The 24,351-nt window shown below is 44.2% G+C and carries 26 protein-coding genes and 1 tRNA gene; 15 read left to right on the forward strand and 12 right to left on the reverse strand.

Going from position 1 to position 24,351, the window contains the following annotated elements; translation table 11 throughout:
• The first annotated feature begins 225 nt into the window (after nucleotides 1–225).
• Both RS584_RS02635 and RS584_RS02640 read left to right on the forward strand, forming a co-directional pair.
• Nucleotides 226–1,608, forward strand: coding sequence for an MFS transporter (locus RS584_RS02635; RefSeq protein ID WP_017694629.1), 1,383 nt, complete (start codon nucleotides 226–228; stop codon nucleotides 1,606–1,608).
• An 11-nt stretch (nucleotides 1,609–1,619) separates the two neighbouring features.
• Nucleotides 1,620–3,230 (forward strand): glycoside hydrolase family 43 protein, encoded by a 1,611-nt coding sequence (locus RS584_RS02640; RefSeq protein ID WP_315748881.1) that lies wholly within the window; start codon nucleotides 1,620–1,622, stop codon nucleotides 3,228–3,230.
• A 4-nt stretch (nucleotides 3,231–3,234) separates the two neighbouring features.
• On the opposite strand, the gene xynR is transcribed toward RS584_RS02640, so the two are convergent.
• The 3 genes from xynR to argL all read right to left on the reverse strand — a co-directional run bounded on the left by xynR (nucleotide 3,235) and on the right by argL (nucleotide 5,605).
• Nucleotides 3,235–3,993: a DNA-binding transcriptional repressor XynR gene (gene xynR, locus RS584_RS02645; RefSeq protein WP_059295243.1), complete on the reverse strand. Its 759-nt coding sequence runs from the start codon at nucleotides 3,991–3,993 to the stop codon at nucleotides 3,235–3,237.
• Nucleotides 3,994–4,535: 542 nt separating this feature from the next.
• Nucleotides 4,536–5,540: an ornithine carbamoyltransferase gene (argF, locus tag RS584_RS02650; protein WP_045350171.1), complete on the reverse strand. Its 1,005-nt coding sequence runs from the start codon at nucleotides 5,538–5,540 to the stop codon at nucleotides 4,536–4,538.
• Nucleotides 5,510–5,605, reverse strand: coding sequence for a putative translational regulatory protein ArgL (argL, locus tag RS584_RS02655; RefSeq protein ID WP_213083700.1), 96 nt, complete (start codon nucleotides 5,603–5,605; stop codon nucleotides 5,510–5,512). Before argL ends, argF begins: the two co-directional genes overlap by 31 nt.
• A 99-nt stretch (nucleotides 5,606–5,704) precedes the next feature.
• Here argL and rraB point away from each other — a divergent pair, with 99 nt between their 5' ends.
• From rraB to RS584_RS02695, 8 genes are all read left to right on the forward strand, one after another.
• The gene (rraB, locus tag RS584_RS02660) at nucleotides 5,705–6,130 is read left to right on the forward strand and encodes a ribonuclease E inhibitor RraB (RefSeq protein ID WP_315748882.1); all 426 of its coding nucleotides are present in this window, start codon (nucleotides 5,705–5,707) and stop codon (nucleotides 6,128–6,130) included.
• Between the two features lie 47 nt (nucleotides 6,131–6,177).
• On the forward strand, nucleotides 6,178–6,936 hold the full coding sequence (gene miaE / locus RS584_RS02665; protein WP_017694624.1) for a tRNA isopentenyl-2-thiomethyl-A-37 hydroxylase MiaE: 759 nt from the start codon (nucleotides 6,178–6,180) through the stop codon (nucleotides 6,934–6,936).
• A 30-nt stretch (nucleotides 6,937–6,966) separates the two neighbouring features.
• Nucleotides 6,967–7,689 carry a hypothetical protein gene (locus RS584_RS02670; protein ID WP_063867263.1) on the forward strand — a complete coding sequence of 241 codons (723 nt, stop codon included), beginning with the start codon at nucleotides 6,967–6,969 and terminating at the stop codon, nucleotides 7,687–7,689.
• Between the two features lie 106 nt (nucleotides 7,690–7,795).
• Nucleotides 7,796–7,880 (forward strand) — tRNA-Leu (locus tag RS584_RS02675).
• Nucleotides 7,881–8,069: 189 nt separating this feature from the next.
• Entirely contained in the window at nucleotides 8,070–9,320 is a 1,251-nt protein-coding gene (locus tag RS584_RS02680; protein ID WP_315748884.1) for a tyrosine-type recombinase/integrase, read from the forward strand.
• A 111-nt stretch (nucleotides 9,321–9,431) separates the two neighbouring features.
• Nucleotides 9,432–10,241: a DUF6387 family protein gene (locus tag RS584_RS02685; protein ID WP_315748885.1), complete on the forward strand. Its 810-nt coding sequence runs from the start codon at nucleotides 9,432–9,434 to the stop codon at nucleotides 10,239–10,241.
• Between the two features lie 166 nt (nucleotides 10,242–10,407).
• A complete protein-coding gene (locus RS584_RS02690; protein ID WP_079796238.1) occupies nucleotides 10,408–10,614 on the forward strand; it encodes a helix-turn-helix transcriptional regulator in 207 nt (68 codons plus the stop codon).
• Nucleotides 10,615–10,634: 20 nt separating this feature from the next.
• On the forward strand, nucleotides 10,635–10,949 hold the full coding sequence (locus RS584_RS02695) for a hypothetical protein (RefSeq protein ID WP_315748886.1): 315 nt from the start codon (nucleotides 10,635–10,637) through the stop codon (nucleotides 10,947–10,949).
• Between the two features lie 268 nt (nucleotides 10,950–11,217).
• Here RS584_RS02695 and RS584_RS02700 read toward each other — a convergent pair whose 3' ends face one another.
• The 3 genes from RS584_RS02700 to RS584_RS02710 form a co-directional block, all read right to left on the reverse strand.
• Nucleotides 11,218–11,496 carry a hypothetical protein gene (locus tag RS584_RS02700; RefSeq protein ID WP_315748887.1) on the reverse strand — a complete coding sequence of 93 codons (279 nt, stop codon included), beginning with the start codon at nucleotides 11,494–11,496 and terminating at the stop codon, nucleotides 11,218–11,220.
• Between the two features lie 222 nt (nucleotides 11,497–11,718).
• Nucleotides 11,719–12,930, reverse strand: coding sequence for a relaxase/mobilization nuclease domain-containing protein (locus tag RS584_RS02705; protein ID WP_315748888.1), 1,212 nt, complete (start codon nucleotides 12,928–12,930; stop codon nucleotides 11,719–11,721).
• Nucleotides 12,899–13,339: a hypothetical protein gene (locus tag RS584_RS02710; RefSeq protein ID WP_315748889.1), complete on the reverse strand. Its 441-nt coding sequence runs from the start codon at nucleotides 13,337–13,339 to the stop codon at nucleotides 12,899–12,901. Before RS584_RS02710 ends, RS584_RS02705 begins: the two co-directional genes overlap by 32 nt.
• 354 nt (nucleotides 13,340–13,693) lie before the next feature.
• On the opposite strand from RS584_RS02710, the gene RS584_RS02715 reads away from it, so the two are divergent.
• The 3 genes from RS584_RS02715 (at nucleotide 13,694) to RS584_RS02725 (ending at nucleotide 15,577) form a co-directional block, all read left to right on the forward strand.
• Nucleotides 13,694–14,602, forward strand: a complete 909-nt coding sequence (locus RS584_RS02715; protein WP_024623163.1) for a hypothetical protein — start codon at nucleotides 13,694–13,696, stop codon at nucleotides 14,600–14,602.
• A 12-nt stretch (nucleotides 14,603–14,614) separates the two neighbouring features.
• Nucleotides 14,615–15,223 (forward strand): hypothetical protein, encoded by a 609-nt coding sequence (locus tag RS584_RS02720; RefSeq protein WP_049102081.1) that lies wholly within the window; start codon nucleotides 14,615–14,617, stop codon nucleotides 15,221–15,223.
• A gap of 222 nt (nucleotides 15,224–15,445) precedes the next feature.
• The gene (locus tag RS584_RS02725) at nucleotides 15,446–15,577 is read left to right on the forward strand and encodes a hypothetical protein (RefSeq protein ID WP_258231263.1); all 132 of its coding nucleotides are present in this window, start codon (nucleotides 15,446–15,448) and stop codon (nucleotides 15,575–15,577) included.
• A 391-nt stretch (nucleotides 15,578–15,968) separates the two neighbouring features.
• On the opposite strand, the gene RS584_RS02730 is transcribed toward RS584_RS02725, so the two are convergent.
• The 4 genes from RS584_RS02730 to RS584_RS02745 are packed head-to-tail and all read right to left on the reverse strand — an operon-like array spanning nucleotide 15,969 to nucleotide 21,001.
• The gene (locus tag RS584_RS02730) at nucleotides 15,969–16,838 is read right to left on the reverse strand and encodes a hypothetical protein (protein ID WP_315748890.1); all 870 of its coding nucleotides are present in this window, start codon (nucleotides 16,836–16,838) and stop codon (nucleotides 15,969–15,971) included.
• A 5-nt stretch (nucleotides 16,839–16,843) separates the two neighbouring features.
• Nucleotides 16,844–17,944 carry a DUF3696 domain-containing protein gene (locus tag RS584_RS02735; RefSeq protein WP_315748891.1) on the reverse strand — a complete coding sequence of 367 codons (1,101 nt, stop codon included), beginning with the start codon at nucleotides 17,942–17,944 and terminating at the stop codon, nucleotides 16,844–16,846.
• Entirely contained in the window at nucleotides 17,934–19,844 is a 1,911-nt protein-coding gene (locus tag RS584_RS02740) for a DUF262 domain-containing protein (RefSeq protein ID WP_315748892.1), read from the reverse strand. Before RS584_RS02740 ends, RS584_RS02735 begins: the two co-directional genes overlap by 11 nt.
• A gap of 8 nt (nucleotides 19,845–19,852) precedes the next feature.
• Nucleotides 19,853–21,001 (reverse strand): DNA cytosine methyltransferase, encoded by a 1,149-nt coding sequence (locus tag RS584_RS02745; protein ID WP_000167562.1) that lies wholly within the window; start codon nucleotides 20,999–21,001, stop codon nucleotides 19,853–19,855.
• 419 nt (nucleotides 21,002–21,420) lie between these two features.
• Here RS584_RS02745 and RS584_RS02750 point away from each other — a divergent pair, with 419 nt between their 5' ends.
• A complete protein-coding gene (locus tag RS584_RS02750) occupies nucleotides 21,421–21,714 on the forward strand; it encodes a hypothetical protein (RefSeq protein ID WP_000119679.1) in 294 nt (97 codons plus the stop codon).
• 27 nt (nucleotides 21,715–21,741) lie between these two features.
• Here the strand turns inward: RS584_RS02750 and RS584_RS02755 are convergent, their stop codons facing one another.
• Together RS584_RS02755 and RS584_RS02760 are read right to left on the reverse strand one after the other, a co-directional pair.
• Entirely contained in the window at nucleotides 21,742–22,317 is a 576-nt protein-coding gene (locus RS584_RS02755; RefSeq protein ID WP_001532657.1) for a hypothetical protein, read from the reverse strand.
• A 365-nt stretch (nucleotides 22,318–22,682) separates the two neighbouring features.
• On the reverse strand, nucleotides 22,683–23,549 hold the full coding sequence (locus tag RS584_RS02760; RefSeq protein ID WP_045339567.1) for a phosphorothioated DNA-binding restriction endonuclease: 867 nt from the start codon (nucleotides 23,547–23,549) through the stop codon (nucleotides 22,683–22,685).
• Between the two features lie 301 nt (nucleotides 23,550–23,850).
• Here RS584_RS02760 and RS584_RS02765 point away from each other — a divergent pair, with 301 nt between their 5' ends.
• Nucleotides 23,851–24,324 (forward strand): SymE family type I addiction module toxin, encoded by a 474-nt coding sequence (locus RS584_RS02765; protein ID WP_315748894.1) that lies wholly within the window; start codon nucleotides 23,851–23,853, stop codon nucleotides 24,322–24,324.
• Nucleotides 24,325–24,351: the final 27 nt, after the last annotated feature.

Raw genomic sequence — 24,351 nt, forward strand, 5'->3', positions numbered from 1 at the left:
TATTTTTTGAGAGAAAGTCGTCTGCGGAAAATATTCCGCGGACGGTTTTTGCTTGTCTTTAATTTTCTAATTTAAACAATGACTTGTGATATATCGTTGGCGTCACAAAAGCGAAATAACGTAATTCAGAAATAAGATATGACCATTGCTGGTTAATTGAGCAGCTCATTACACTCCATTAACACGATGTTGTAATTCAGCACACTACATAAGGGTGTAATTCTGATGACGCAATTAACCATGAAAGACAAAATTGGCTACGGGCTGGGTGATACCGCCTGCGGCTTCGTCTGGCAGGCCACGATGTTCCTGCTGGCCTATTTCTACACCGACGTGTTCGGTCTCTCCGCGGGCATAATGGGGACGCTGTTTTTAGTTTCCCGCGTGCTCGACGCCGTGACCGATCCGCTGATGGGGCTGCTGGTAGACCGCACCCGCACCCGCTACGGCCAGTTCCGCCCGTTCCTGCTGTGGGGCGCCATCCCGTTTGGCATCGTCTGCATGCTGACCTTCTACACGCCGGACTTCTCCGCGCAGGGCAAAATCATCTACGCCTGCGTGACCTACATTCTGCTGACTCTGGTCTACACCTTCGTTAACGTCCCGTACTGTGCCATGCCGGGGGTGATCACCGCCGACCCGAAAGAGCGTCATGCCCTTCAGTCCTGGCGTTTCTTCCTCGCCGCCGCGGGGTCGCTCGCCATCAGCGGCATCGCGCTGCCGCTGGTCAGCATCATCGGCAAAGGGAACGAGCAGGTGGGCTATTTCGGCGCCATGTGCGTGCTGGGTCTGAGCGGCGTAGTCCTGCTTTATGTCTGCTTCTTCACCACCAAAGAGCGCTACACCTTTGAGGTGCAGCCGGGTTCGTCGGTGGCGAAAGATCTTAAGCTGCTGCTGGGCAACGGTCAGTGGCGGATCATGTGCGCCTTCAAGATGATGGCGACCTGCTCTAACGTGGTGCGCGGCGGGGCAACGCTCTACTTCGTGAAATACGTGATGGATCACCCGGAGATGGCGACGCAGTTTTTACTCTACGGTAGCCTCGCCACCATGTTCGGCTCGCTCTGCTCCTCCCGTCTGCTGGGCCGATTCGACCGCGTCACCGCCTTTAAGTGGATCATCGTCGCTTACTCACTCATCAGCCTGCTGATTTTCTTCACGCCAGCAGAGCATATTGCCCTGATTTTCGCCCTCAACATCCTGTTCCTGTTTGTGTTTAACACCACCACGCCGCTGCAATGGCTGATGGCCTCTGACGTGGTGGATTACGAGGAGAGCCGCAGCGGGCGACGCCTGGACGGGCTGGTGTTCTCCACCTACCTGTTCAGCCTGAAGATTGGCCTGGCGATTGGCGGGGCGGTGGTGGGCTGGATCCTCGCATACGTGAACTACTCCGCCAGCAGCAGCGTGCAGCCGGTGGAGGTGCTCACCACCATCAAAATTCTGTTCTGCGTGGTGCCCGTGGTGCTCTATGCGGGCATGTTCATCATGCTGTCGTTTTATAAGCTCACCGACGCCCGCGTGGAGGCCATCAGCCAGCAGTTGATCAAGCACCGCGCGGCGCAGGGCGAGGCCATTCCCGACGCCGCGACAGCCGCATCCCATTAACCGGAGGCAATATGGAAATCACTAACCCAATCCTGACCGGCTTCAACCCGGACCCGTCCCTGTGCCGCCAGGGCGAGGACTACTACATCGCCACCTCGACCTTCGAGTGGTTCCCGGGCGTGCGCATCTATCACTCCCGCGACCTGAAAAACTGGACGCTGGTCAGCACGCCGCTGGACCGCGTGTCGATGCTGGACATGAAGGGCAATCCGGACTCCGGCGGCATCTGGGCGCCGTGCCTGAGCTACGCCGACGGCAAATTCTGGCTGCTCTATACCGACGTGAAGATTGTCGATTCGCCGTGGAAAAATGGCCGCAACTTCCTCGTCACCGCGCCGTCCATCGAAGGGCCATGGAGCGAGCCGATCCCGATGGGCAACGGCGGGTTCGATCCGTCCCTGTTCCACGACGACGATGGTCGCAAGTACTACCTCTACCGCCCGTGGGGGCCGCGCCACCACAGCAACCCGCACAACACCATCGTGATGCAGGCGTTTGACCCGCAGACCGGCACCCTCTCGCCCGAGCGCAAGACGCTGTTTACCGGCACGCCGCTCTGCTACACCGAAGGGGCGCATCTTTATCGCCACGCGGGATGGTACTACCTGATGGTTGCCGAGGGCGGCACCAGCTACGAGCACGCCGTCGTGGTGCTGCGTTCCAAAAATATCGACGGGCCGTACGAGCTGCACCCGGACGTGACGATGATGACCAGCTGGCACCTGCCGGAGAACCCGCTGCAAAAGAGCGGCCACGGCTCGCTGCTGCAAACCCACACAGGGGAGTGGTATATGGCCTACCTTACCAGCCGCCCGCTGCGCCTGCCCGGCGTGCCGCTGCTGGCCTCAGGCGGACGCGGTTACTGTCCGCTGGGGCGCGAGACCGGCATCGCCCGCATTGAATGGCGCGATGGCTGGCCGTACGTGGAGGGCGGTAAGCACGCGCAGCTGACCGTGAAAGGCCCGCAGGTGGCGGAGCAGCCTGGCGCCGCTCAGGGTAGCTGGCGGGATGATTTCGATGTCAGCACGCTTGACTCGGAACTGCAGACCCTGCGCATTCCGTTCGACGACACCCTCGGCTCGCTCACCGCGCGCCCCGGCTATTTACGGTTGTACGGCAACGACTCGCTCAACTCGACCTTTACCCAGTCGACCGTGGCGCGCCGCTGGCAGCACTTCATCTTCCGGGCCGAGACGCGGATGCAGTTCTCGCCGGTTCACTTCCAGCAGAGCGCGGGGCTGACCTGCTACTACAACAGCAAAAACTGGAGCTACTGCTTTGTGGACTACGAGGAGGGGCAGGGCAGAACGATTAAGGTTATTCAGCTCGACCACAACGTGCCGTCGTGGCCGCTGCACGAGCAGCCCATTCCCGTGCCGGAGAGTGCGGAGAGCGTCTGGCTAAGGGTGGATGTGGATGCGCTGGTCTACCGCTACATCTACTCGTTCGACGGCGAGACATGGCACACCGTGCCGGTGACGTATGAGGCGTGGAAGCTGTCGGATGACTATATCGGCGGGCGCGGCTTCTTCACCGGCGCGTTTGTGGGACTGCACTGCGAGGACATCAGCGGCGACGGCTGCCACGCTGACTTCGACTACTTCACCTACGAGCCGGTCTGACGGCTCAGGCCGGGTAGCCCAGCGCGCGTGAGAGCTGGAGCCCGGCCTGCTGAAGCTGCTCGCGGAAATCAGCCAGCTCTGCGTCGTCCACGCGGGAGGTCAGCGTCGACAGGCTCAGGGCAGCAATGACGCGGGACTCGTGGTTCCACACCGGCACCGCCACGCAGCGCACGCCCTGCTCGTTCTCTTCGCTATCCAGGGCATAGCCCTGCTCGCGGGTCTGCGCCAGGGCACTCATTAAGGCTTCGCGAGAGGCAAGGGTAGAAGGCGTAAAGGTAGTGTACTGATAGCCCTCCAGCAGGGCGTTCAGCTCGGCCTCGCCCAGCCAGGCAATCAACACTTTGCCGATGGCGGTGGCGTGAACCGGCAGGCGGCGGCCGATGCGCGAATAGGCGATGGCAGCGAGCTTGCCTTCAATCTTCTCGATATAGACCCCTTCACGTCCGTCCAGGATCCCCAGATGGGTAGTCTGCCCGGTTCGCCGGGACAGCTCCGTCAGCCAGCCTTTCGCCTTCTGCCGAATATCCATCGAGCCCACGACAAAATGACCGCGCTCGACCAGCTTCATGCCGAGGCGATACTTACCGTTCTCCGGGTTCTGATCGATATAGCCGTGAAGCTGGAGGGTTTTCAGCAGCGAGTGGAGGGTACTCTTGCTCAGCCCCATCAGTTTGCTGATGTCGGTGATCTTAAGCTCGGTGGCCTGCTCGTTGAACAGGTCGAGGATCTGCAACGCACGTTCAACAGACTGAATAATCGGCATAATGCTGGTATGTCCACGCTGGAATGAAGGCGAAAACGTACCTTTTTCGGGGTGAAAAATCAATGAAATGGAGCCGGTTTGCTCCCTCTCCCCGTGGGAGAGGGCCGGGGTGAGGGCATCAGGCCGCATCGTCGCCTGATTCGCCCGGCGGCGCTACGCTTGCACGGGCCTACGGGCTGGGTGTTCTCTCTCTCCCCGTGGGAGAGGGCTGGGGTGAGGGCATCAGGCCGCATCGCCGCCTGATTCGCCCGGCGGCGCTACGCTTGCACGGGCCTGCGGGCTGGGTTTTCTCCCTCTCCCTGTGGGAGAGGGCCGGGGAGAGGGCATCAGGCCGCATCGCCGCCTGATTCGCCCGGCGGCGCTACGCTTGCACGGGCCTACGGGTTGGGTGTTCTCCCTCTCGCCGTGGGTGAGGGCATCAGGCCGCATCACCGCCTGATTCGCCCGGCGGCGCTGCGCTTGCACGGGCCTACGGGCTGGGTGTTCTCCCTCTCCCTGTGGGAGAGGGCCGGGGTGAGGGCACCAGCGCTCAGAGGACCCAATCACTCCCCAAGCGTCGCCACCATCACCGCCTTAATCGTATGCATCCGGTTTTCCGCCTGGTCGAACACGATGCTCGCCGGCGACTCAAACACCTCGTCCGTCACTTCCATCCCGCCGTGCAGATCGAACTCTTTCGCCATCTGCTTGCCGAGCGTGGTCTGGTCGTCATGGAACGCCGGCAGACAGTGCAGGAACTTCACGTTCGGGTTGCCGGTCAGCGCCATCATCTGCGCGTTCACCTGATACCCGCGCAGCAGCGCGATACGCTCCGCCCACTTCTCTTTGGCTTCGCCCATCGACACCCACACGTCGGTATAGATAAAGTCCGCGCCCTTCACGCCCGCCGCCACGTCTTCCGTCAGGGTGATTTTCCCGCCGTGCTTTTCCGCCAGCGCGCTGCACTCTGCCACCAGGCTCTCTTCCGGCCAACAGGCCTTCGGGGCCACCAGGCGTAGATCCAGCCCGGTCAGCGCCGCCGCTTCCAGCATCGAGTTGCCCATGTTGTTGCGCGCGTCGCCCGCGTAGACCAGCGTCATCTCGTTAAACGCCTTGCCCGGCAGGTGCTCCTGCATGGTCAGCAGATCCGCCAGCAGCTGCGTCGGGTGGAACTCGTTGGTCAGCCCGTTCCACACCGGCACGCCAGCATACTGCGCCAGCGTCTCGACGACTTCCTGGCCGTGGCCGCGGTACTGAATGCCGTCGTACATCCGCCCGAGCACGCGCGCGGTGTCCTTAATTGATTCTTTATGCCCAATCTGGCTGCCGCTCGGCCCTAAATAGGTGACGCGCGCGCCCTGGTCAAATGCGGCAACTTCGAAAGAGCATCGTGTACGGGTTGAGTCTTTTTCGAAGATGAGCGCGATGTTTTTACCGGTAAGTTTTTGTACTTCCTTGCCCTTTTTTTTATCGGCTTTGAGTTGTGCGGCAAGGGTCAGTAGAGAAGTGAACTGTGCAGGGGTAAAGTCGAGCAATTTCAGAAAGTGTTTCTTGTACAGATCAGACATTTTATCCTCGCATGGCGAACGCCACTTATTGAATTAAAATTCACTTTATATGTGTAATTATTCATTTGCAACCCCGTTTCACAAATCTTTCCAACAAAGGTGGAGGCAAACCCGTCCGTGTGTGAAAATAGAAGTATCTGCCGCACTTTAAAGAGGATTGAGCCATGGCAAACCCGGAACACCTGGAAGAGCAACGCGAAGAGACGCGTCTGATTATTGAAGAACTGCTGGAAGACGGTAGCGATCCGGACGCGCTGTACACCATCGAGCACCATTTCTCTGCGGACGACTTTGAAGCGCTGGAAAAAATGGCCGTGGAAGCCTTCAAGCTGGGTTACGAAGTGACCGAGCCGGAAGAGCTGGAAGTGGAAGAGGGCGACACCGTCATCTGCTGCGACATCCTGAGCGAAGGCGCGCTGAAGGCGGAGCTGATCGACGCGCAGGTAGAACTGCTGATGAACCTGGCCGAGAAGTTTGAAGTGGAATACGACGGCTGGGGAACCTACTTCGAAGATCCGAACGGTGAAGACGGCGAAGAAGGCGACGACGAAGATTACATCGACGAAGACGACGACGGCGTGCGTCACTAAGCGTTTCAGGCGGTGGCGCGCGCCACCGCTTTTTTCAAGGCAGAACCATGGATTACCCGCAGATACTCGCCCCCGTACTCAACTTCCTCCAGTGCCCGACCCCGCAAGCATGGATTGATAAAGCCCGCGACCCGGCGAACCTGCCGCTGCTGCTCACCGACCACATGGTGTGCGAGCTCAAGGCCGCCCAGACCGCGCTGCTGCTGGTGCGTAAATACGTCGCCGACGAAAGCGGTGCCGATGCGCTGCTCGACTGGCTCAAGCCCTACGAACAGTTCACCTTCCGCGACGGCCCGGAGCCTGACTTCATCGCCCTGCACAGGCAGATTGGCAAAAGCGTGATGCCCAAAACCGACGACCCGTGGGGCCAGGCGCTCATCGACAGCATGGTGCTGCTGATTAAAGAGGAGCTTCACCATTTCTGGCAGGTGCGCGAGGCGATGCTGGCCCGCAATATTCCGTACGTAAAAATTACCGCCAGCCGCTACGCCAAAGGGATGCTAAAGGAAGTGCGCACCCACGAGCCGCTGACGCTGATTGACAAGCTCATCTGCGGAGCCTACATCGAAGCCCGCTCCTGCGAACGCTTCGCCGCGCTGGCCCCGTTCCTCGACGATGACTTACAGAAGTTCTATCTCTCGCTGCTGCGCTCGGAAGCGCGCCATTATCAGGACTACCTGACGCTGGCCCAGCAGGTGAGCGACGACGATATCTCACCGCGCATACAGCTTTTTGGCGAAATTGAAGCCACACTTATCTCGACACCGGACCACGAATTTCGCTTCCACAGCGGCGTGCCGGTGTAAACCGGCATAACGCAAGGATAAGGATGCGAGATGAAAAAAACGTGGATCAGTACGGTCATTGTTGTTGTCGCGGCTGCCGCCGTGGCGTTCTGGGTCTTCTTTGACAGGCAGCGCGCTCCGGAAGCGCAAATTGATACGGCCCTTAACGCGATGCCCGCCTGGCAGGTGATCAAGGAGCAGGAGCCTGTGCTGCATCAGCGTATCCTCGACCAGATGGCCGCCCTGCAAAAGGCCGGCGAGCCGGAGCAGCACATTATCGACACCATCCAGCCGCAGATCCTGCATTTGCAGATGACGCGCCTGCAAAATGCCCCGGACGCCAACGTGGTGAACTACATGACCATCAACATGGAGCAGACCGCCGCCATCCAGAAGGTGAGCGACGACGCCTGCTTCCGCTTCCTCTACCCGATGGTGAAGGGCGGCATCAACCCGATGCGCATGCTGGATAAAGACCTGATGACCCGGCGCATGCAGGCCGATGCCGACATGATGCGCGCCGCCTACGGCAAAAACCGCCACACCGTGACCCAGGCCGAGCGCGAGGCGGCTGTCGAGGATGTCCGACCGATTATGAAGGCACTTGCCGATAAGTACGGCGAGGACATCCAGCTGTTGCAGATGCCAGAGAAGGCAGAAGGCAAGGAAAAGCTCTCCTGCGATATGGTGCAGGCGATGTGGGCGAAGGTGCTGGCGCTGCCGGAGCAGAAGGCGGCGGGGGTGATTCGTCTGGCGGTGTCTGAGCTGGAGTGACGAAGGGCGCTGGTTTTTTGGGCACTTAGAGTGGGTTTCGCGCGTCGTCGCTTGCATGGCGGCGCGCGACAGGTATAATCCACAACGTTTCCGCATCCCCTTCAGTGCCGAAGTGGCGAAATCGGTAGACGCAGTTGATTCAAAATCAACCGTAGAAATACGTGCCGGTTCGAGTCCGGCCTTCGGCACCATACAAAGCTTTTTTCAAGTCTATTAACGTCTACTTTAGTCCTTAAAAACAGTAAGTTAAGCAGGTTTCTGACTTTTCTTAGTCTGTTCACGTCTACTCAATTCCTTGAACATATACCAACTGATGATGGTATAACTGATGGTATTCCCGGTTCGATTGATTTTGGTACCAACACTGGAGGTATCAACTGATGGCTCTCACCGATATCAAAGTTAGGACTACCAAGCCCTCCGACAAACCTTTCAAACTCACAGATGGGCAGGGTATGCACCTGCTGATCAACCCCAATGGTTCAAAATACTGGCGACTCCAATACCGTTTCGATGGCAAACAAAAAGTTTTAGCATTGGGTGTTTATCCAATGGTCTCTCTTGGTGAAGCTCGCAGGAAACGAGATGAAGCCAAAAAGTTGGTATCTGATGGTATCGACCCTTCTGAGAAGAAAAAAGCCGACAAAATCGAGCAGAGCGAAGCTCTTACTTTTGAATCTGTTGCCAGGGACTGGCATAAGGCTTGTAAAAGAAAATGGTCAGATTCCCACAGCGAGAGAGTTCTAAAAAGCATGGAAGATGGTCTCTTTACTGCAATCGGTAAAAGAAAAATATCCGAGCTTAAAACCAGAGATCTTCTTGCACCTATCAAGGCTGTTGAAGCTTCCGGGCGATTAGAAGTTGCTTCCCGCCTACAGCAAAGAACAACAGCAGTAATGCGATATGCGGTCCAGAATGGGCTGATAGATTACAACCCTGCTCAGGAGATGGCAGGAGCTATTGCCGTAGCCAAAAGAGCCCACAGGCCAGCTTTGCCATTCGAACGATTCTCAGAACTTTTAGAACGAATTGATAGTTTCAAGGGTAGAAAACTCACGAAGTTAGCCGTCAAGCTGACATTGCTCATTTTCATTCGTTCCAGTGAACTCAGATTCGCAAGATGGTCGGAAATCGATTTCGAGAATGCTATGTGGACTATTCCTGCAGAGCGAGAGCCATTACCCGGAGTGAAACATTCACATCGTGGTTCGAAAATGCGAACTCCACACCTTGTTCCTTTGAGTTGTCAGGTATTGGCTGTCTTGACGGAAATTAAAGAGATCAGCGGTGATCATGAACTCGTGTTCATTGGTGATCATGATTTCAGAAAGCCTATGAGTGAAAATACGGTAAACAAGGCTTTGAGGTCTATGGGCTATGACACAACCGTGGAGGTCTGTGGACATGGATTTAGGGCTATGGCTTGTAGTGCCTTAATTGAATCCGGTTTGTGGTCGAAAGATGCTGTTGAACGGCAAATGAGCCATCAGGAGCGGAACTCAGTTCGTGCTGCCTACATACATAAAGCAGAGCACCTTGATGAGAGAAAGCTTATGTTGCAGTGGTGGGCCGATTACCTTGACCTCCTTAGAATACGACAAGTTTCACCATTTGATTTTAAAAGGATTTAACTATGAATAAGTAGTTAAGTAATCGCTCTCCCTTATCAACCTTGTTAAGGGAGAATTAATTCAAATAAGCAGTGTTAACTCATTCAAGCTTTGAATACAGTGGAGGGATTAATGAAAGTAGTAAGCCCTTATGAAGAATTAAAAAGCTGGTTTAGTCTCGAAAACTATGAGCAGTTAAAATCACTTACAATCAAAGAACTGCATACTGAGCTTGCCTTTAGAGAAGCGATTTTCGACAGTGTAAATTTTGGATGGGAAGATGATAATCAAAATTTAAGGTCTATCCTTGAAGGTAATCCTATTTTAAGCAGGCAAGATAATAATCATGGTCATTTTGGCAAGGGCCAAAGACATGTTGCGCAGGTTAGCTTTGGTGATATAAAAAAATTAGAAAACAAGTTAATAATGTTTAGCATGGATTTTTTTGAAGAAAATGGCGATTTCAAAAAAGAGTTGAAAAAGAAACCAATAACAAAAACTATGAGAGACTTTTTTCTAAACCAAAATAGCAGCAAGATGTATGTTTCATTTGATTTAGGAATGTCCAGCGATGAAGAAATTATAACAGCCTTACAAACGATGCTACCAGATCTTAGGAAAGAATATGAAATTGAGCCAGTGAAAACAGAAAAAATTGGACTGGCAAAAATAAGAAAACTTGTCGATTACAATATTATCCCAATGATGGATCTATTGATTTGGGCAAAATTTAAAAAAGTAAAAATCTCAAATATGGTGTTGTCTCGTGTCTTGTATCCCGACTTTACAAGTGAGATCAGAGGAGAAGATCACATTAAAGATACAGACAGGCCTGTTGCAGAGAAGTCTTTGAATGGAGAAACAACCCGTAGTCTCGAATACTTTATCAGCAAAAACAGCCATCTCCTCAACATACCGATTTTTGAACTCGGCTCTTTCTAGTTGCAAATCATCATGTTAATTGTCAAGGGGAGGGCGAAAATATTTTTCTTCCCCGAATTTACTCTCTATTCATCCCTCATCTAAATTTTCAGTTATCAGCACTCTCTTCATAGATGCAAATCTGTGTGGCTAATATCTCCTTAACGGAAGCGGAGGAGACAGCCAAATGAATACAATCAATCAAAGCTTAATTCGTTTACCAGAAGTCTTGAAACGAACTGGTTTCGGAAAAGCCTGGATCTATCGTCTGATCAAAGATGGTAAGTTTCCTGCCCCTGTCAAGATTGGAACTCGTGCCGTAGCTTTCGTCGAAAGTGAGATTGATGCCTGGATTCAGTCTGTTATTGAAACAAGTCGAAATAATGTTGCTTAATTGAACTTAGGAGAGGTTTTATGAATATCGAAGAATTTGTGAGTGAAGAAAACTATATGTGTAATCTGGGCCAAGATCTTTTTTACAAGATCTTCGAACTCGGAGCGATTTATGATTTACCTGATAATGAATTTAACAGAAAGATTGTTTACTGGTTAAGCCAATATTTAGTAGGGAATCTAAGGGAACCGTTAGATGCGATCTCTGAGCTTAATATGTTCGATCAGTTTTACGTTTATGAGACATGGTTCTCGCTAATAAAATGTCCTATTGAGATGAAAAATCTTTCAAAGCGAGTAATCCGATACCACATTGGATTGAGAACTCTTTTGTAAAAATGTAAAGTTTGACTCTATATTTTAACTTAAAACCTTACAAAATTACTTACATTATTTTTGATGCCGTTTATTAGCAAGGCAGTGAGATAGTTTTCGAAGTATTAGGTGTACATAATTTTTATTTTCGATTGTAGACTTTGAGCCGTTTCATTTTTGATTTTTTGGTTGCCGGATGTAGAACAGCCAGAAATTGAAAAAATTGCAATAAAAAAGGATGTAACAATAAATTTATTCATTTTATCTTCCTTATTATATTTGGACAGGGTTAGCTTTTATGTGTGAAAACGGCTCTGTGTGCAAGTTTCTTACGTAAATAAAATCTTAAAAAAATTGCTGAGGCAAAATAGATAACGACAGTTAATATAAAGCTTTGACTGATAGCGAATATGAGGAAAGCAATCGCTAACAGCACAATTCCTATTAGTAAAGCAAGCCACGGTGAAACAACACCATAGTTAATTGTTGCGTGACAGCCAGTGCAGACACGGACACCAAATGGGCTTTCTTTGAAGCAAAATGGGCAATTTATAGTTTCGTTTTTCATAGCTATCCCAATCTGGAAGATTAAATGCTGTTTGTAGGGATTCTCGATGGCTGGCTGGCTAAAGTAAAATCACTTGTACCGATCGATGTTTGAATCATGATAGGTGAAAACTATCATAACTAGTTTATCGATCTGTAATAACGATCAATCTATTGTTGACTTATCCTAAATTAACAGCTACCCAAACGATATTGCTGTCAGGGATAAGTGGTAAGGTTTTGTTTATAAATGAATTTTCCTTTCTTTATGTAAAGGTCGGGTTACATAGAGATTTGAGAATCCAAGGAGGGGCTTGTGAAGAATGCTCTTACCATAGCTTCGGAGAAGCTCTGCAAGCCTTCTAAGAAATGGAAGCCAGCCGATAAGCCTGAGATGCTTTTGCTGGTTAACCGCATTCTTTTGGAGAATCTTCTCAACGATCTCGTTTCGTCTGTCTTTTCTGAGTCGCAGTTCGAGTTCAGCAATTTTTTCACTGATACTTTCCTTTTGCTCCCTGGTTTCCAAAATTGTTGCAGGAGCAGGAGCAGGAGCAGGAGCAGGAGCAGGAGCAGGAGCAGGAGCAGGAGCAGGAGCAGGAGCAGGAGCAGGAGCAGGTATTGGCATGGGAGCTTGAGAAACATCCTTTGCAGGTATGTCGATTCGCAGAGCTTCTAAGTGGCCGGGGTTATAGTTAAGACGGTTACTAAGATTTGCCCAGGAGTAACTCTTGCCTAACTGCGAAGCTTTGAAAGCTATATCGCGGTAAGAGAATGAGAAGCCGTTCATCTTACCGGTAGAAGCAATGTTAGCCGTCCAAGATACTTCGGCTTCCTCCAGTCGTTTTGTGAAGGTTAGAAGGTCAGGCGTATCTGCCAAACTTTTATCAATGATCTGTTGAAGGGATTTCTTGGGGCAGGGAACACCAGTTCGTTCTGATAGCATCTGTTCGTTGCGAGAGATTCTTTTCCGCTTCGGTGTAATGGAATGGGCTGTCTTAGTCAATGTCAGACCGTGAGCGATTTCGAGTTCACCGATTATGCGGGTACTTATGAGATTCTCATTCCTACCAAGGTAAAGCTTCCCCCCATTGAGGTCGATTCTGCTGGCGATAATGTGTATGTGCTGGCCTTCGTCGTCATGTAAGACATAGCAACGGAGATGGGTATCTCTGAATCCCATTCTTTCCATATAGTCATCTGCGATGCTGGACCACTGTTCAGCCGTTAGTGATTCACCATCGGGTAATCGAAGCGAGTTGTGCCAAACGGCTTTCTGAACATCAGGGCGAAGTTGTTTGCTGCTATCAAATTCAGCAATCAGTTCAAGGGCTGAATCTCCAAGCATATTGCCCCCGATTACGACTGGATCGCTTTTATGATGTGCTCCCGGCTTCAATGCATATTGAACAACACCAGCGAAGCTCTTACCCCTCTTGATCTTCTGCATTCCCTTCACGAGGGACACTCCAAAAATCTGTTCTTAACAAGTTGTGACGAAGCTCTTCAAGTTGTCGCTTCACCGCGAACAATTCGGTATGAGTAAGCTGACTGTCTTTGCTTTTACAATCTATATGAGCCGCAATTCGATTTAGCTTTTGTGATATGACAGTTAAGGCTTTCCAGGCTTCGGTATTAATAGCCGGTATAACAGGAGGCAAGTTTTGAAGTAATACCATACGGAGCCATTCACCTTTACTGTATATTTTACGCTGAGAGTTGAGTATATCTAATTCTTTTTCATTCAACCTTACACTAATACAGTGAGTTCTCAAACTTGTAATGCTTTTAGTCTCAATATCCTTCTCTTTTTTATCAAAGTGAAACTTTTCATTACTGTTTTTATTATTTTTATCTTGTCTCATCATATAAACTCCTTTTTATATTTTCAATAACCCCAATTAATTGTGGTGGTAATGTAAAATATAGTTTAAATAATAGCTTGTCAATAATGTGTAATTAATTATACTTAGTAATAATTTCGAATTAAGCACATAATTATTTTCATAGTATGTTATTCACAATAGAGACATATCACAGCAATCGAAAAGGTTAGTACAAGTAAAAATGTTTACCATTGATCTTAATGATGTTATAAATAATCCTCTGGATGAAAAGTGACATACTTTGATCGAAAAAGACTACGCAATATTTCTCGTTGGTAATTATTAGCTTGCTTATTGTTGTGCTTATCAAGCTATGACCTTCTACAAGGATATATAATGTACTCATTAGCCCCTTACTTTATCCGTTGCTACAACAAGAATAATGAATCGAAAAATGTTGAAGAACGTTACGATTTTTTGAACAGAATAGGCCAGTATGATTTATTCTCTTTACTCGAACAATTTATGTTGTTGCATAAAGATTTTGAAAAAATTGACGATAGCAAAGAAACATATAAGTTTCATCATGTCACTTCGAAACCTAAAGAAAGATTCATTTCGGGCTGGATGAGTTTAGGCCATTATGGTATTAAAAATGATATTATTAATACTGATGATAATCAATTAGCTTTCTCTAAGGAAGAAAATCATGCTGATGTCAAAAACTATTATTTCCGGTTTTATATTCCTTTAGAGTCAAGAAAGGGTATCTGTCTGTTATATGCTTATAAGAAGGATGGTATAAAATCGATTTTCCAGACAGAGTTCTCTAAGTTTTTCAATGCTATGACAAATAAAAACATTCAAATAAATCCACTTACATATGATAAAGCCGTGCTTCCTTGGCTGGAAGCCGAAACAAAAGAAATAAGAGTTATTGGATTTACTGCCCCCCGGTCTATTGAAGATAGTATTTCATCGCTTGGTGACATTGATAGAGAATATGTTTTAAAACCGAAAAAGAATGGTACCTTTGGTAAATTTAAAAAGTTCAAAAATAAAGGGAGTGAGCAAGGCAAACTGATCGAGATGTTGAGTGAAGAATCAACTCAAATTAAAGTTAAAGTTGTTATGGAGGGGGGGACTAAAACTTTCAATGTTGGGAAATCAGAAAGAAGCACTATGTGCCAAATTGAGATTGATTTAGAAAAGGTTAAAGTAATTGCGGGTAATCCTGAGTTTGACTCATTGGATTCCTGGGCATCTGATTTAATAAAAGACTTACGTAAACAAATTGGTCTATAAAGGGCTTCTATAATGAGTAATAAAATTAACATATTATGTATTGTGAAAGCACACTTCAATACATTGAAAGATATTTCAAAGAAAGGAATATCAAAGTTAGATATTACTACGTTTATTATTATGCCAATATCACTGTCTCTCTTTTCGGCTTATAAAAACTTCAATCTTAATAAAGACCTTGATTCCCTTTTAGTGAATTTTGGGGCTATTTTTACGGCTTTATTGCTTTCTGTTATTGTATTGATTTATGATCAAGAGAATAGAACTATAGAAAAGGTTAGAAATAATGCCGATAGTGTTGGTGAAGTTTCTCAAAATAAATTACTTTTATTGAAGGAACTATATCATAACATTTCTTATGCGATTCTATGCTCACTCGCCTTGGTAGTTTTAACTTTTATACATTCAACTCTTCCCCCAGTGACTCCAGAAATAATAGATAACAGCCGGGTTTTTATAGATTACAAGATTAGAGGTTTTAGTATAAACTTCAGTTTTACATTTACATGGGCAACAACAATAATATCTCCATTGATAATATTTGTAACTGCAAATATCGTCCTTACAATAGTAATGATAGTAAAACGGCTCTATCTTATTTTGATAAATAATACAAACTGAATTGATCTGTTTTCGATGAATATTAGAAACAAATATTGAATGGTTAAGAGGTCAAGTCATATTAATTCTACTTGTTTCTTTTTCAATCGAAGAGCAGAAAAAGCAAGGCGACCAAAAGAAGCTCGGCTTCTTTTGGTTAGCTCTTGCTTTTTTATTATTAATTATCCTTAGTGTTGACGTGTTAAGGAAAATAAATTAAATAAATAATAAACAGGAGGAATTATGAATAAATGGGTTATGGCGAAATTAGGCAAGGTTGTTGAAAGATATAAAAATGATAAAATCTTCTTGCTATTGGATCTAATACTTTTCGGTTGTGTAATAAAAATATTTATTATAATTGCAGTTGAATAACCCCCTACTTTTTAGAGGTAGGGGGTAAGATTATTTTATTCTATTATACTGACCATAATCATTTACAGGATATGAAACATGGTTATACCAAGTTTGCTTAAATTCATATGCGTTTATAAATAATAAAAAAACAAGCGCACATAAAATGCTCTTTCTAATCGATGACAGTTTATCATCGCTAAGACGTTTAATTGAGTTTATGGGTAAGAAATAATATATTAAAGAGAATGTTATTATTATCAAAATAGTAAACAAAAAGAAATGCTCTGAAAGATATTTAAAAAATACAAATTTTAATATATCAAAAAAATTCTCATTGGCACTTATTAAATTGGAACTGAACATTACAAATCTCCTTTACCGTAAAACATTTGTGTATTAACACTAAGCATTATAAATGTTCACCGCAATGTAATAAATAGGTATGCTTACATTGACCTACTGGCATTAATCCAAAATAAATTCTTGAATGGTGTTTTAAATTATCAGCAAGGTTACTTGCATTTATCTTCATATGGAACTCACAGTTGATCTGCCTTTCAGTTCCATCATCAAGTTGGATAGTAGGAAAGAGGTGTCCCTTATTTGCTCCCTGTGGAGAACATTCAAACCCTGATTCTGTATGTATCCAATGCATTGCTTCTTGAATATTTCTTATGGCTGGGTCTAATCTATTTAAGATGGTAAGAGCTTTCGTAATTGGTATAGAGAAATCAGTAATCCCCTGATTGTTACCTAAAGTTGAAAGTGTATTAGAGAAATTATCGGAGAATTTAACTTTATCAAAAATATACACACATCTTAATGCATAATCTTCATTTGATTCTGGACATAATGACAAGTGCTTTTCATGTATACGATTATAATCATCTGGTGTTGAAACAGTCTCACATTCTTCTAAGTCTTTAATGGTATCAACAGGTGATATGATAGAATAATAAAAAGAATCATCATATTTTTTTAATGCACACTCAGTAGCATTGTTATTATCAATATCATCAGTGGCATAAAGACCGAATACTTGACTTAATTTTCCAATAATAGCAGAGCGGAGTTGCATATCACTGATTTCATTTGATAAAATGTCAAAGACAGTAATTTCAGGTGCCATTTCATACCAATTAGATGTAGAAACGACTTCTGTGATATCTCGTGGAGAATGTTGTCCTATTAGCTTTTCCAAATGAAGAACATTATCTAAATCGCAAATGTCTTCGTGTTTGAGTAAAAAATTCAGAGATATAAAATTGCGACTTTTCATTATTTTCAGCCCTTGATTATCGTTTCCATATCGATAACAGTTTGATCGAAGAAACCTTCTGGCCATTGATCTAAGCTGGCTCTCTTATCCGATTTTATTTTTTTTATTATTGGTGAGATTGCATTTAATGGTTTTTCGAAATAATATATAAATAATTTATCGTGTTGCAATATATTTTTTCGAACCGCTATCCTTGCTCCATTAATGATGTGCTCACTATGGGTTTCAACTAATAATTGGATACCAGCTTCTGCTGCACAAGCTATCAACTGCCCCAGCTTGCTTTGACCTCTGGGATGAATATGAGCTTCGGGGTTTTCAATTAATAAGACATCTCCTTTTTTTGCACCTATAATAGCTGCAATAATACTTAATGAATAGCTAATTCCGAATCCTATATTACCTGCTCTATATTTTTTAGAGTCGCCTCCATAGTTGAACATTCCCCACCCTATATGAGCCTCTTTATAGACATTAATATCGAATGCTACACCAGGAGAAATTTCCCCAAGCCATGCTTCAATCGATGAAATTATCGTTGAGCTTGAAGCCTCGGCATGAATACGAGGATCGTTCTCAGGCAAGTTAATCTCGCTTGCAGTTGCTTCGTTTATCAATGAATATAAATAATCAATAAGATGCTCTCCATTCTTACCTAACCAACCCTTACGGTGACTTTGAATTACAGGAACATTATCGCGCGGTCCCCAACGTTCAGCAGATATGAATTGAAAGTTATTTTTTAATTCTTTAACCCACGAATTTTCGCCATGAAGTAACGGTAGACTGAATTTTGGCAGTCCGTTATTGACATAACCTTTTTCAAATCCCCAGGTACAAGATTCATCATTGGTTTGTATATTTATACGAATACTATCATCGGCAGCTTCGATGTTAAGTATGTCATTATGGTCACCAAGATTAATTAATGGGCCATTTAACTCTATGTCTGTATCATGGACGGATTGAAGCGGTAAAAGTATTGACTGAATAATACTACTCTTACCTACACTATTAATACCGACTAGAAAATTGAGTTGGTTAATCTCAATGTCGCAATCGATGAAACATTTGAAATTTTCTAAATGAATCCTATTAATTATCATTTTTAATAACACCCTCAATTAACACTTCTTTATTTGTAACATCTTGGATTAAAGAAATAAAGTTATCAAATCTATATAAGATAGTCGCTTTTTTACCAGTGGACTGGCTAATTGCATAATCAAAGTCTTTATCACTGTCGTTATAGCTTTCAGAAATCCAATCGACATAGCTGGGGATGTCACCACTAATTAGACCATCAAATTTGGCTATAAATTCGTTTTTAGTGCTTATTAATTCAGCTACAATATCGTCGTCGAGTAATGCAAAAACTGAAACCATCATGATTAGCAATTGTTTATTTATCGATGGAGAGTTCTTTTTCTTGAATCGATGGGTACCGAAAATATTGTTGGAAATCGAAATTCCTTTCTTGAATTTCTCGAAAAGAGTGTAAAAAACTTCCGAACACTCATCATTTTTCCATTGTGGCAGACTATGCCCTTCTTCATCAGAGAATGTCCCGTTAAGTTTAAAATTAAACTTATTTAGATATTTCATTGTATGAACAAGAAAATCATCTTCCCTGTTATATTTATAGTCTCGGTAGCTAAAAAGAATGAATGAAATAATTCCAAGAACATATTCCATATCTTTCATTCGTTTTGGATTGACTTTGCCAAAAGTTGAATCTATAAATTCTGGTGTTTCTGCTAAATATCGGATGAATGGTATCGAACTTCCGGGGTTCAATGCACATCTTATTTCTTGCGGGCTTAATGCTCGACCGTAGGTGTTTATTCTCTGGAATAATTCTCTAACCATTTCAAAATCGTTCTTTTCAACAGATATCAAATGTCCATTAATTTGATATTCACGGATCTTTCTTTGATATTGTCGAGGTAGATCTTGAAATGATTTTTTGTAAACAGAATCATTTGGGTCATTAAAATATTTTAGATCTGTTAAAATAAATTTACCGCGCATATAGTCGAAAATTGTGGTTGTTCGTTGAAGACCATCAACGATTAACCAAGTACCATTTTCCCTTTCAGCAAAGTAAAACATTGGTATTGGTAGCCCCAAAAGTATGGACTCTATAAGTAAACTTTTTTCTTTCTGGCTCCATACTCGTTCCTTTCTCTGAAAATCAGGCTGTAACTCAATTTCATTATACTGTATGCGATCATAAATTAAACTGAAGCTCATAGTGAGCTGTCTGATCTTTAAATTTTTACGATCAAAACTGGCTTTTTCGTTATAATCGGTATCATCTTCATCATTATCTAAATCCTCTTCCAAGTTATCATTGTCAGTTTGTGAATTGAGGGATAAGGAATCCTCGAATAATGGTTCTACCCTTTTATTTGTTTTGAAAAATATCTGGGAAAAACTCTCTTCAAGTAAGGTTAATGATTGTAAACATTCTGTAATTCCTTCCTGTCTAATCTCACCGGGATATTTTGTGCTGACTTCTTGCAAAGAATAACTTATTTGATTGTTAATCTGATTAAGTTTTTTGTGTATTTCATAATAATTAAGAGTGTCTTTAGCTGTTAAAGCTGCTTTAACCTTTCTTAACTCAATACCACTGGCTTCTTTTAATGTTCCATAATCATGAGTAGGATTATCTAATAAAAGAATATGTTTTTTGTTCTTATATTTAAAATGTTCTATATAAGGAAGGTTAGATAAAATTGTCTCTGGATGATGGCGACTGCTACCACTTCCTCCTAATGAAGACTCCACATTAGCATAGCCAAACTCCAAAAGATCTTTTAAAATATGCTCAAACTCATGGATGTTTCTAGATACTTTTTTTCCAGATACTGGTTTGACATAATATTTACCGGAATCTTTGTCCAGTTCAATTAAAGTAATTGTTTCTGAATTAGAGTTAACTGGGGCTAAAGTAAGCCCAATTAATTTCAAGATGTCGTTAAGTAATTCCTTTAGATTCATATCAGACTTTACTCAATGAAGTTAGATATACTTTGTGCTATTTCTTTTGCAAGAACAACAGGCACACCGTTACTGATAGTCTTAAATTTGCTTGAAAGAGTCATGTTATCAGGTAACTCAAATTTATCCGGCACAGATTGTATCCGCATGACTTCACGTACTGACAACCGTCTTGGTTTATAGGGGTGTAAATGAACCTCATTGTTACCATAAGCTGCAGTAGGGCTGAATCGCCATCTGTGTAACCGTTTAAAACTCTTGCCTGTTATATCGCCCTCATCAATTATATTGAATTTATCGCTATACGCTTTAAAAACGTCGTTTTGATTTGGAAGGTTTTCTATAGATGAGGTGAAAACGACATCTTGTACAAGCAAGCTATTAGGTAAATCATCAGGTTTGGTTGGATTTCCGCCATAAGGTGTTCTTTGGGGCCAAGGAAATCTTCCCCTTGCATTTGTATAAAGAGGATTTACAGGCCAGCTAAACCAGTTAAACTTTTCTAAACTTGAGCTTTTTTCTTTTTTTAGCTCAATTATTAGTTGTAAATTAATTTTCTCAATTTCAATCAAGCTTGCATAACCCAGTTTGTCAAAAATGAAGCTTTTTTTGAAACCAACAACAAATAGCCTTTCTCGATCTTGAGGAATGCCATAATCTAATGAGTTTAGGACCTTAATATCAAAGCAATATTCTTTAGATAGTTTATATAACAAGTCAGCAAGATATTTTCTGTGTGTGCTTTTCTGAATTAAACCTTTAACATTTTCCAATGTGAAAAATTTAGGGTGAAAATCATTTATGATATCTACAAAGATACCTGTAAGTTTCCCATTTTCACCATCCTTACCTAAGTTTTTACCTGCATTAGAGAAATCTGGGCATGGAGGGCCGCCAATGATACCAAAATCATTATTATCTATTAATCCAGACGAGACATTTTCTCTGACAATTGATTTACTTATTGTTTCTATGGAGCCCTCGAAAAGATTGATGTCTTGTGGATTAACTCCATACAGTTTGCTATGACCATGCTTAAAACCAGTGATGAAATCGGTGTTGATTTCATTATGCCAGACGATGTCAAAATCGGCTGATCGGAAACCCATATCGAGTAACCCGACACCAGTAAAAAATGAAAGAACCGATTTAGTCAATTTCTCGCCTTTAAAGATAGTTATAATACTTATCTTTATTATATCATATGTCGAACCATTTTCCTATAGGCATATGTATTTATTGTGGATTTACATATAAGTATCAATAATATTATTTGTCAAAATGTTCCTAACATGTGATTCAAGTAATATTTCATTTAATTTTTGGATAAATTATCTTGTATTTCCTTTAGTAAGTGAAGTTGGGTTTCAAAAATTCAATGAGTTATCATATGGAATAGAGAATATATTCTATACTTTATAGATGAAATTTTATCATCATAAAGAAATAAGTTGCACTTTGTTTAAGAAAGGATTAAAACAGTAACGTTGGTTATCTAAGGTGTTGTTTATAATCATTCTCATTATTGGTTGTTCATTATGAATTTTTTAAACTTTAAAATATAGGAACTACATACATGAGCTACGAGAACGAAAGTCAAGTAACCAAATGGTTAAAAGAAAATACAAAACTCTCCTGGACCCGTACTGGAAGCGACACTCCAGCAGTTAAACTTGATAGACTATATACAAATCGAAGCGAAGGTTATGAAATCCGCGATGTAATACTTCGATTTTTTAAAGATAATAATGTCGGGCATAAGGATGAACATTATAAAATTATATATGACGGCATTATTAATTACAAAAAAGGTCATCGTGTAGAAACATCAGACTTACTTGAACATTTAAAAACCTACTTGAAAAAATAACATCTACTAAATTAATATAGAGCGAGTTTATTCTCGCTCTGCTGATGCATCTTTTTCTTTTATTTTTTTCGTTAATTCAAGCACTTCTTTTAGATATTGCAAATGATTTGCAACATTTTTAAGTGCTAATGCTCCAAGTGATAACCCTAAAAGAAAAGCCAACCCAAATACAATTAGTGTATTTGTTGTGCCAGAGTTGAAGAGACCTTTTGATATGGTATCACCTAATTTGTCTAACCCACCAAAACCTTGAACTGCAGAGTATGCTAATCCAATTATTGATAAAACAGCAGTTTTTTCTCCAAAAAAATCATTTATCCTTGATTTTACTCTTTGTATCTTTATATTTAACCAATCTATTGAATAGTTTAATTCAGTCAACGAGTAAGGCATCAGTTTTTCTATGTTTTGTTCATCATTATCAATTTCACAAATCAGGTCATTGAAAATTTCCTTTTTGAAGTTGAGCATGAACTTCACGCCAGGAATTATAGGGGTAAATAAGTATATTATACCGGCAATTGAATTGAGGGCATACAGGACGAATGCAGGTAAAATAAATGGTTGTTTGGGAAGGTCAAAGACTTTGTAGATAACGGCCATTATGACCATTAAAATAAGAGAAAAGAGAGATGTAAGGAATGAATATACTTGAACCTTTCTAAGTAAGTTACTTTTTTTATGTATCTGATTATAGGGAGCATAAGAGTTCATGTTGCTTATAGTTTTGATGATTTGATTTACTCTATACATTGTTTATAATTCCATTAATAAACTATTGCTTAGGACAGTTGATTACAGTATGTATAGATTTTACACTATCAAGTCGGAATAACTAATACAGTTTGTTCGATTATCACCAATCGGGACTGATGGTATCAATGATGGTATCTAACCCACTATGTTAAGTTTTAATCTCTTAAGATCATAAGGATAGTTGCGATGTTCGAGTCCGGCCTTCGCACTCATCATCTAAACACCTCCCTACGATGCCACTCTACATATCCCTCCTTTGGATAGTTCCCTTTCACCATCGGCAACGCAATCTGCTTCCCGGCAAAATCCCAGAACAGCCGCCCAACAATCCCGCCCCCATTCACCGCCTCGGAAACCAGCACCCGCATACTCTCATCCAGCCCAATCGATCCCTTATCAAACGCCTTATGATGAATCGCACACAGTGCCAGTCCGTTCTGGATCTCACACGGTCCGCCAAACTGCTTCCACTTGATATGCGCGGCTTCAAGTCCAACAGAGGCGTTATCATGCCGCATGTTAAACCCGCAGATTGCGCACTCATAGTTATAAGCACGCAGCACCTGCTGGCGGAACAGCGGATCGCGAACCTTACGGATCTGCTGAATATCAAAACCCATCTCATCCGCGATCTCTTCCTGAATGCTTTCGGGAAAATGCGCTTCAAGGATCTGCTGCGCCAGCGAGCCTATCAGGTTTTTGTTCTTATTCAGCAGCGCAAAGTGTTCTTCATCAAACCCGCCTGCGACGTTATGTTCCACAAGTTCTTTAACGGGCGGCTGCTTACTGCCAGTGGTCAAACAAAACTCAGTATTCTTCAGATCCCAAAAGCCGTCCCCTTTGAGCCTCCAGAAGGGCATATTTGGGTAATGCGCCTTCCTCTGTGGGCCAAAGCGTTCTAGCAGGCTAAGCAACTGTTCGTGGACCTCAGTACCGTAATCAAACAGTCGTGCATGCCCCTGCTGATAGCTCGCCAGCACGTACAGAAGCAATAAAGGCTTATGCGGCGCACGCTGTTCGCCTTTGCGCCAGATGGTGATGTCGGCAATTGCCTGTTCGAGAGTTTTGCTGGAAGCCATCGCGTTACGGAAGAGGGTAAATAATTGCGATGATGCTCGCAAAACTCAGACCAATCAACCTGTAACCAACAAAAACATGACCTTACCCCACAGAACCTTATTTCCTGAATCCTCCTCGCAAATTCCAAATTTACCCCACACCAAACCGCTGTATTTATATTCAGCCTTGTATAATAGGCACCAGAAATTACGCCGAACGGCAAAGGAAGTATCAAGAAATATTTAGAGAGAGAATTCGCGATATGAAGGTGCTGCAACACCCCCATACCGCTAACCACAAACAACTTACAAGGAGTTGAAAATGGCTGCGACGAATTTTAAGCCAGAGTTTACTGTTTGCAAAACAGAATCAGACGCTTTCACCGGCATGATTGAAAACCGCGAGCTGGTGCGCAAAAACAGCGCCCGCCGACTTCACGGCGACCAGCCCAACGCGGCGCCCGTCCATCCCCGCGCCGAAACGCCGCAGGACAGTGCAGCCTGCTGCGAACTCTATTCCCGCATAGATATGAAATACCTTCTTCTGGGCGGCGAGTGGTTAACCCGTGCGGGCTTTATCGACGGCATGCCGGTGAAAATCCGCGCCATGAAAGACTGCATTGTGATTACGCCACAACATACAAGAGAATTATGGGGATGCCTGGAAGGTATGAGTGTGGTGAATATCAATAAACAGAAAGTCGCGCAGTGGTTGAAGACGTTCCCGGGAGCGCTGAATGATACTGGAGATATACCGACTGTTAAGCGTGGAACAGGGCAGGCGATATTGGAGTAACTGTGCTTCCCATCCAATGTAATCCGT

This window comes from Enterobacter sp. DTU_2021_1002640_1_SI_PRY_ASU_LCPMC_013 (assembly GCF_032389435.1).
GTDB classification, from domain to species: domain Bacteria; phylum Pseudomonadota; class Gammaproteobacteria; order Enterobacterales; family Enterobacteriaceae; genus Enterobacter; species Enterobacter hormaechei_C.

Bases quoted from the DNA above. Each gene is read 5' to 3' on its own strand.
- RS584_RS02635 (WP_017694629.1), top strand. From the start codon at position 226: ATGACGCAATTAACCATGAAAGACAAAATTGGCTACGGGCTGGGTGAT.
- RS584_RS02640 (WP_315748881.1), top strand. From the start codon at position 1,620: ATGGAAATCACTAACCCAATCCTGACCGGCTTCAACCCGGACCCGTCC.
- xynR (WP_059295243.1), bottom strand. From the start codon at position 3,993: ATGCCGATTATTCAGTCTGTTGAACGTGCGTTGCAGATCCTCGACCTG.
- argF (WP_045350171.1), bottom strand. From the start codon at position 5,540: ATGTCTGATCTGTACAAGAAACACTTTCTGAAATTGCTCGACTTTACC.
- argL (WP_213083700.1), bottom strand. From the start codon at position 5,605: ATGAATAATTACACATATAAAGTGAATTTTAATTCAATAAGTGGCGTT.
- rraB (WP_315748882.1), top strand. From the start codon at position 5,705: ATGGCAAACCCGGAACACCTGGAAGAGCAACGCGAAGAGACGCGTCTG.
- miaE (WP_017694624.1), top strand. From the start codon at position 6,178: ATGGATTACCCGCAGATACTCGCCCCCGTACTCAACTTCCTCCAGTGC.
- RS584_RS02670 (WP_063867263.1), top strand. From the start codon at position 6,967: ATGAAAAAAACGTGGATCAGTACGGTCATTGTTGTTGTCGCGGCTGCC.
- RS584_RS02680 (WP_315748884.1), top strand. From the start codon at position 8,070: ATGGCTCTCACCGATATCAAAGTTAGGACTACCAAGCCCTCCGACAAA.
- RS584_RS02685 (WP_315748885.1), top strand. From the start codon at position 9,432: ATGAAAGTAGTAAGCCCTTATGAAGAATTAAAAAGCTGGTTTAGTCTC.
- RS584_RS02690 (WP_079796238.1), top strand. From the start codon at position 10,408: ATGAATACAATCAATCAAAGCTTAATTCGTTTACCAGAAGTCTTGAAA.
- RS584_RS02695 (WP_315748886.1), top strand. From the start codon at position 10,635: ATGAATATCGAAGAATTTGTGAGTGAAGAAAACTATATGTGTAATCTG.
- RS584_RS02700 (WP_315748887.1), bottom strand. From the start codon at position 11,496: ATGAAAAACGAAACTATAAATTGCCCATTTTGCTTCAAAGAAAGCCCA.
- RS584_RS02710 (WP_315748889.1), bottom strand. From the start codon at position 13,339: ATGATGAGACAAGATAAAAATAATAAAAACAGTAATGAAAAGTTTCAC.
- RS584_RS02715 (WP_024623163.1), top strand. From the start codon at position 13,694: ATGTACTCATTAGCCCCTTACTTTATCCGTTGCTACAACAAGAATAAT.
- RS584_RS02720 (WP_049102081.1), top strand. From the start codon at position 14,615: ATGAGTAATAAAATTAACATATTATGTATTGTGAAAGCACACTTCAAT.
- RS584_RS02725 (WP_258231263.1), top strand. From the start codon at position 15,446: ATGAATAAATGGGTTATGGCGAAATTAGGCAAGGTTGTTGAAAGATAT.
- RS584_RS02730 (WP_315748890.1), bottom strand. From the start codon at position 16,838: ATGAAAAGTCGCAATTTTATATCTCTGAATTTTTTACTCAAACACGAA.
- RS584_RS02735 (WP_315748891.1), bottom strand. From the start codon at position 17,944: ATGATAATTAATAGGATTCATTTAGAAAATTTCAAATGTTTCATCGAT.
- RS584_RS02740 (WP_315748892.1), bottom strand. From the start codon at position 19,844: ATGAATCTAAAGGAATTACTTAACGACATCTTGAAATTAATTGGGCTT.
- RS584_RS02750 (WP_000119679.1), top strand. From the start codon at position 21,421: ATGAGCTACGAGAACGAAAGTCAAGTAACCAAATGGTTAAAAGAAAAT.
- RS584_RS02755 (WP_001532657.1), bottom strand. From the start codon at position 22,317: ATGGCCGTTATCTACAAAGTCTTTGACCTTCCCAAACAACCATTTATT.
- RS584_RS02760 (WP_045339567.1), bottom strand. From the start codon at position 23,549: ATGGCTTCCAGCAAAACTCTCGAACAGGCAATTGCCGACATCACCATC.
- RS584_RS02765 (WP_315748894.1), top strand. From the start codon at position 23,851: ATGGCTGCGACGAATTTTAAGCCAGAGTTTACTGTTTGCAAAACAGAA.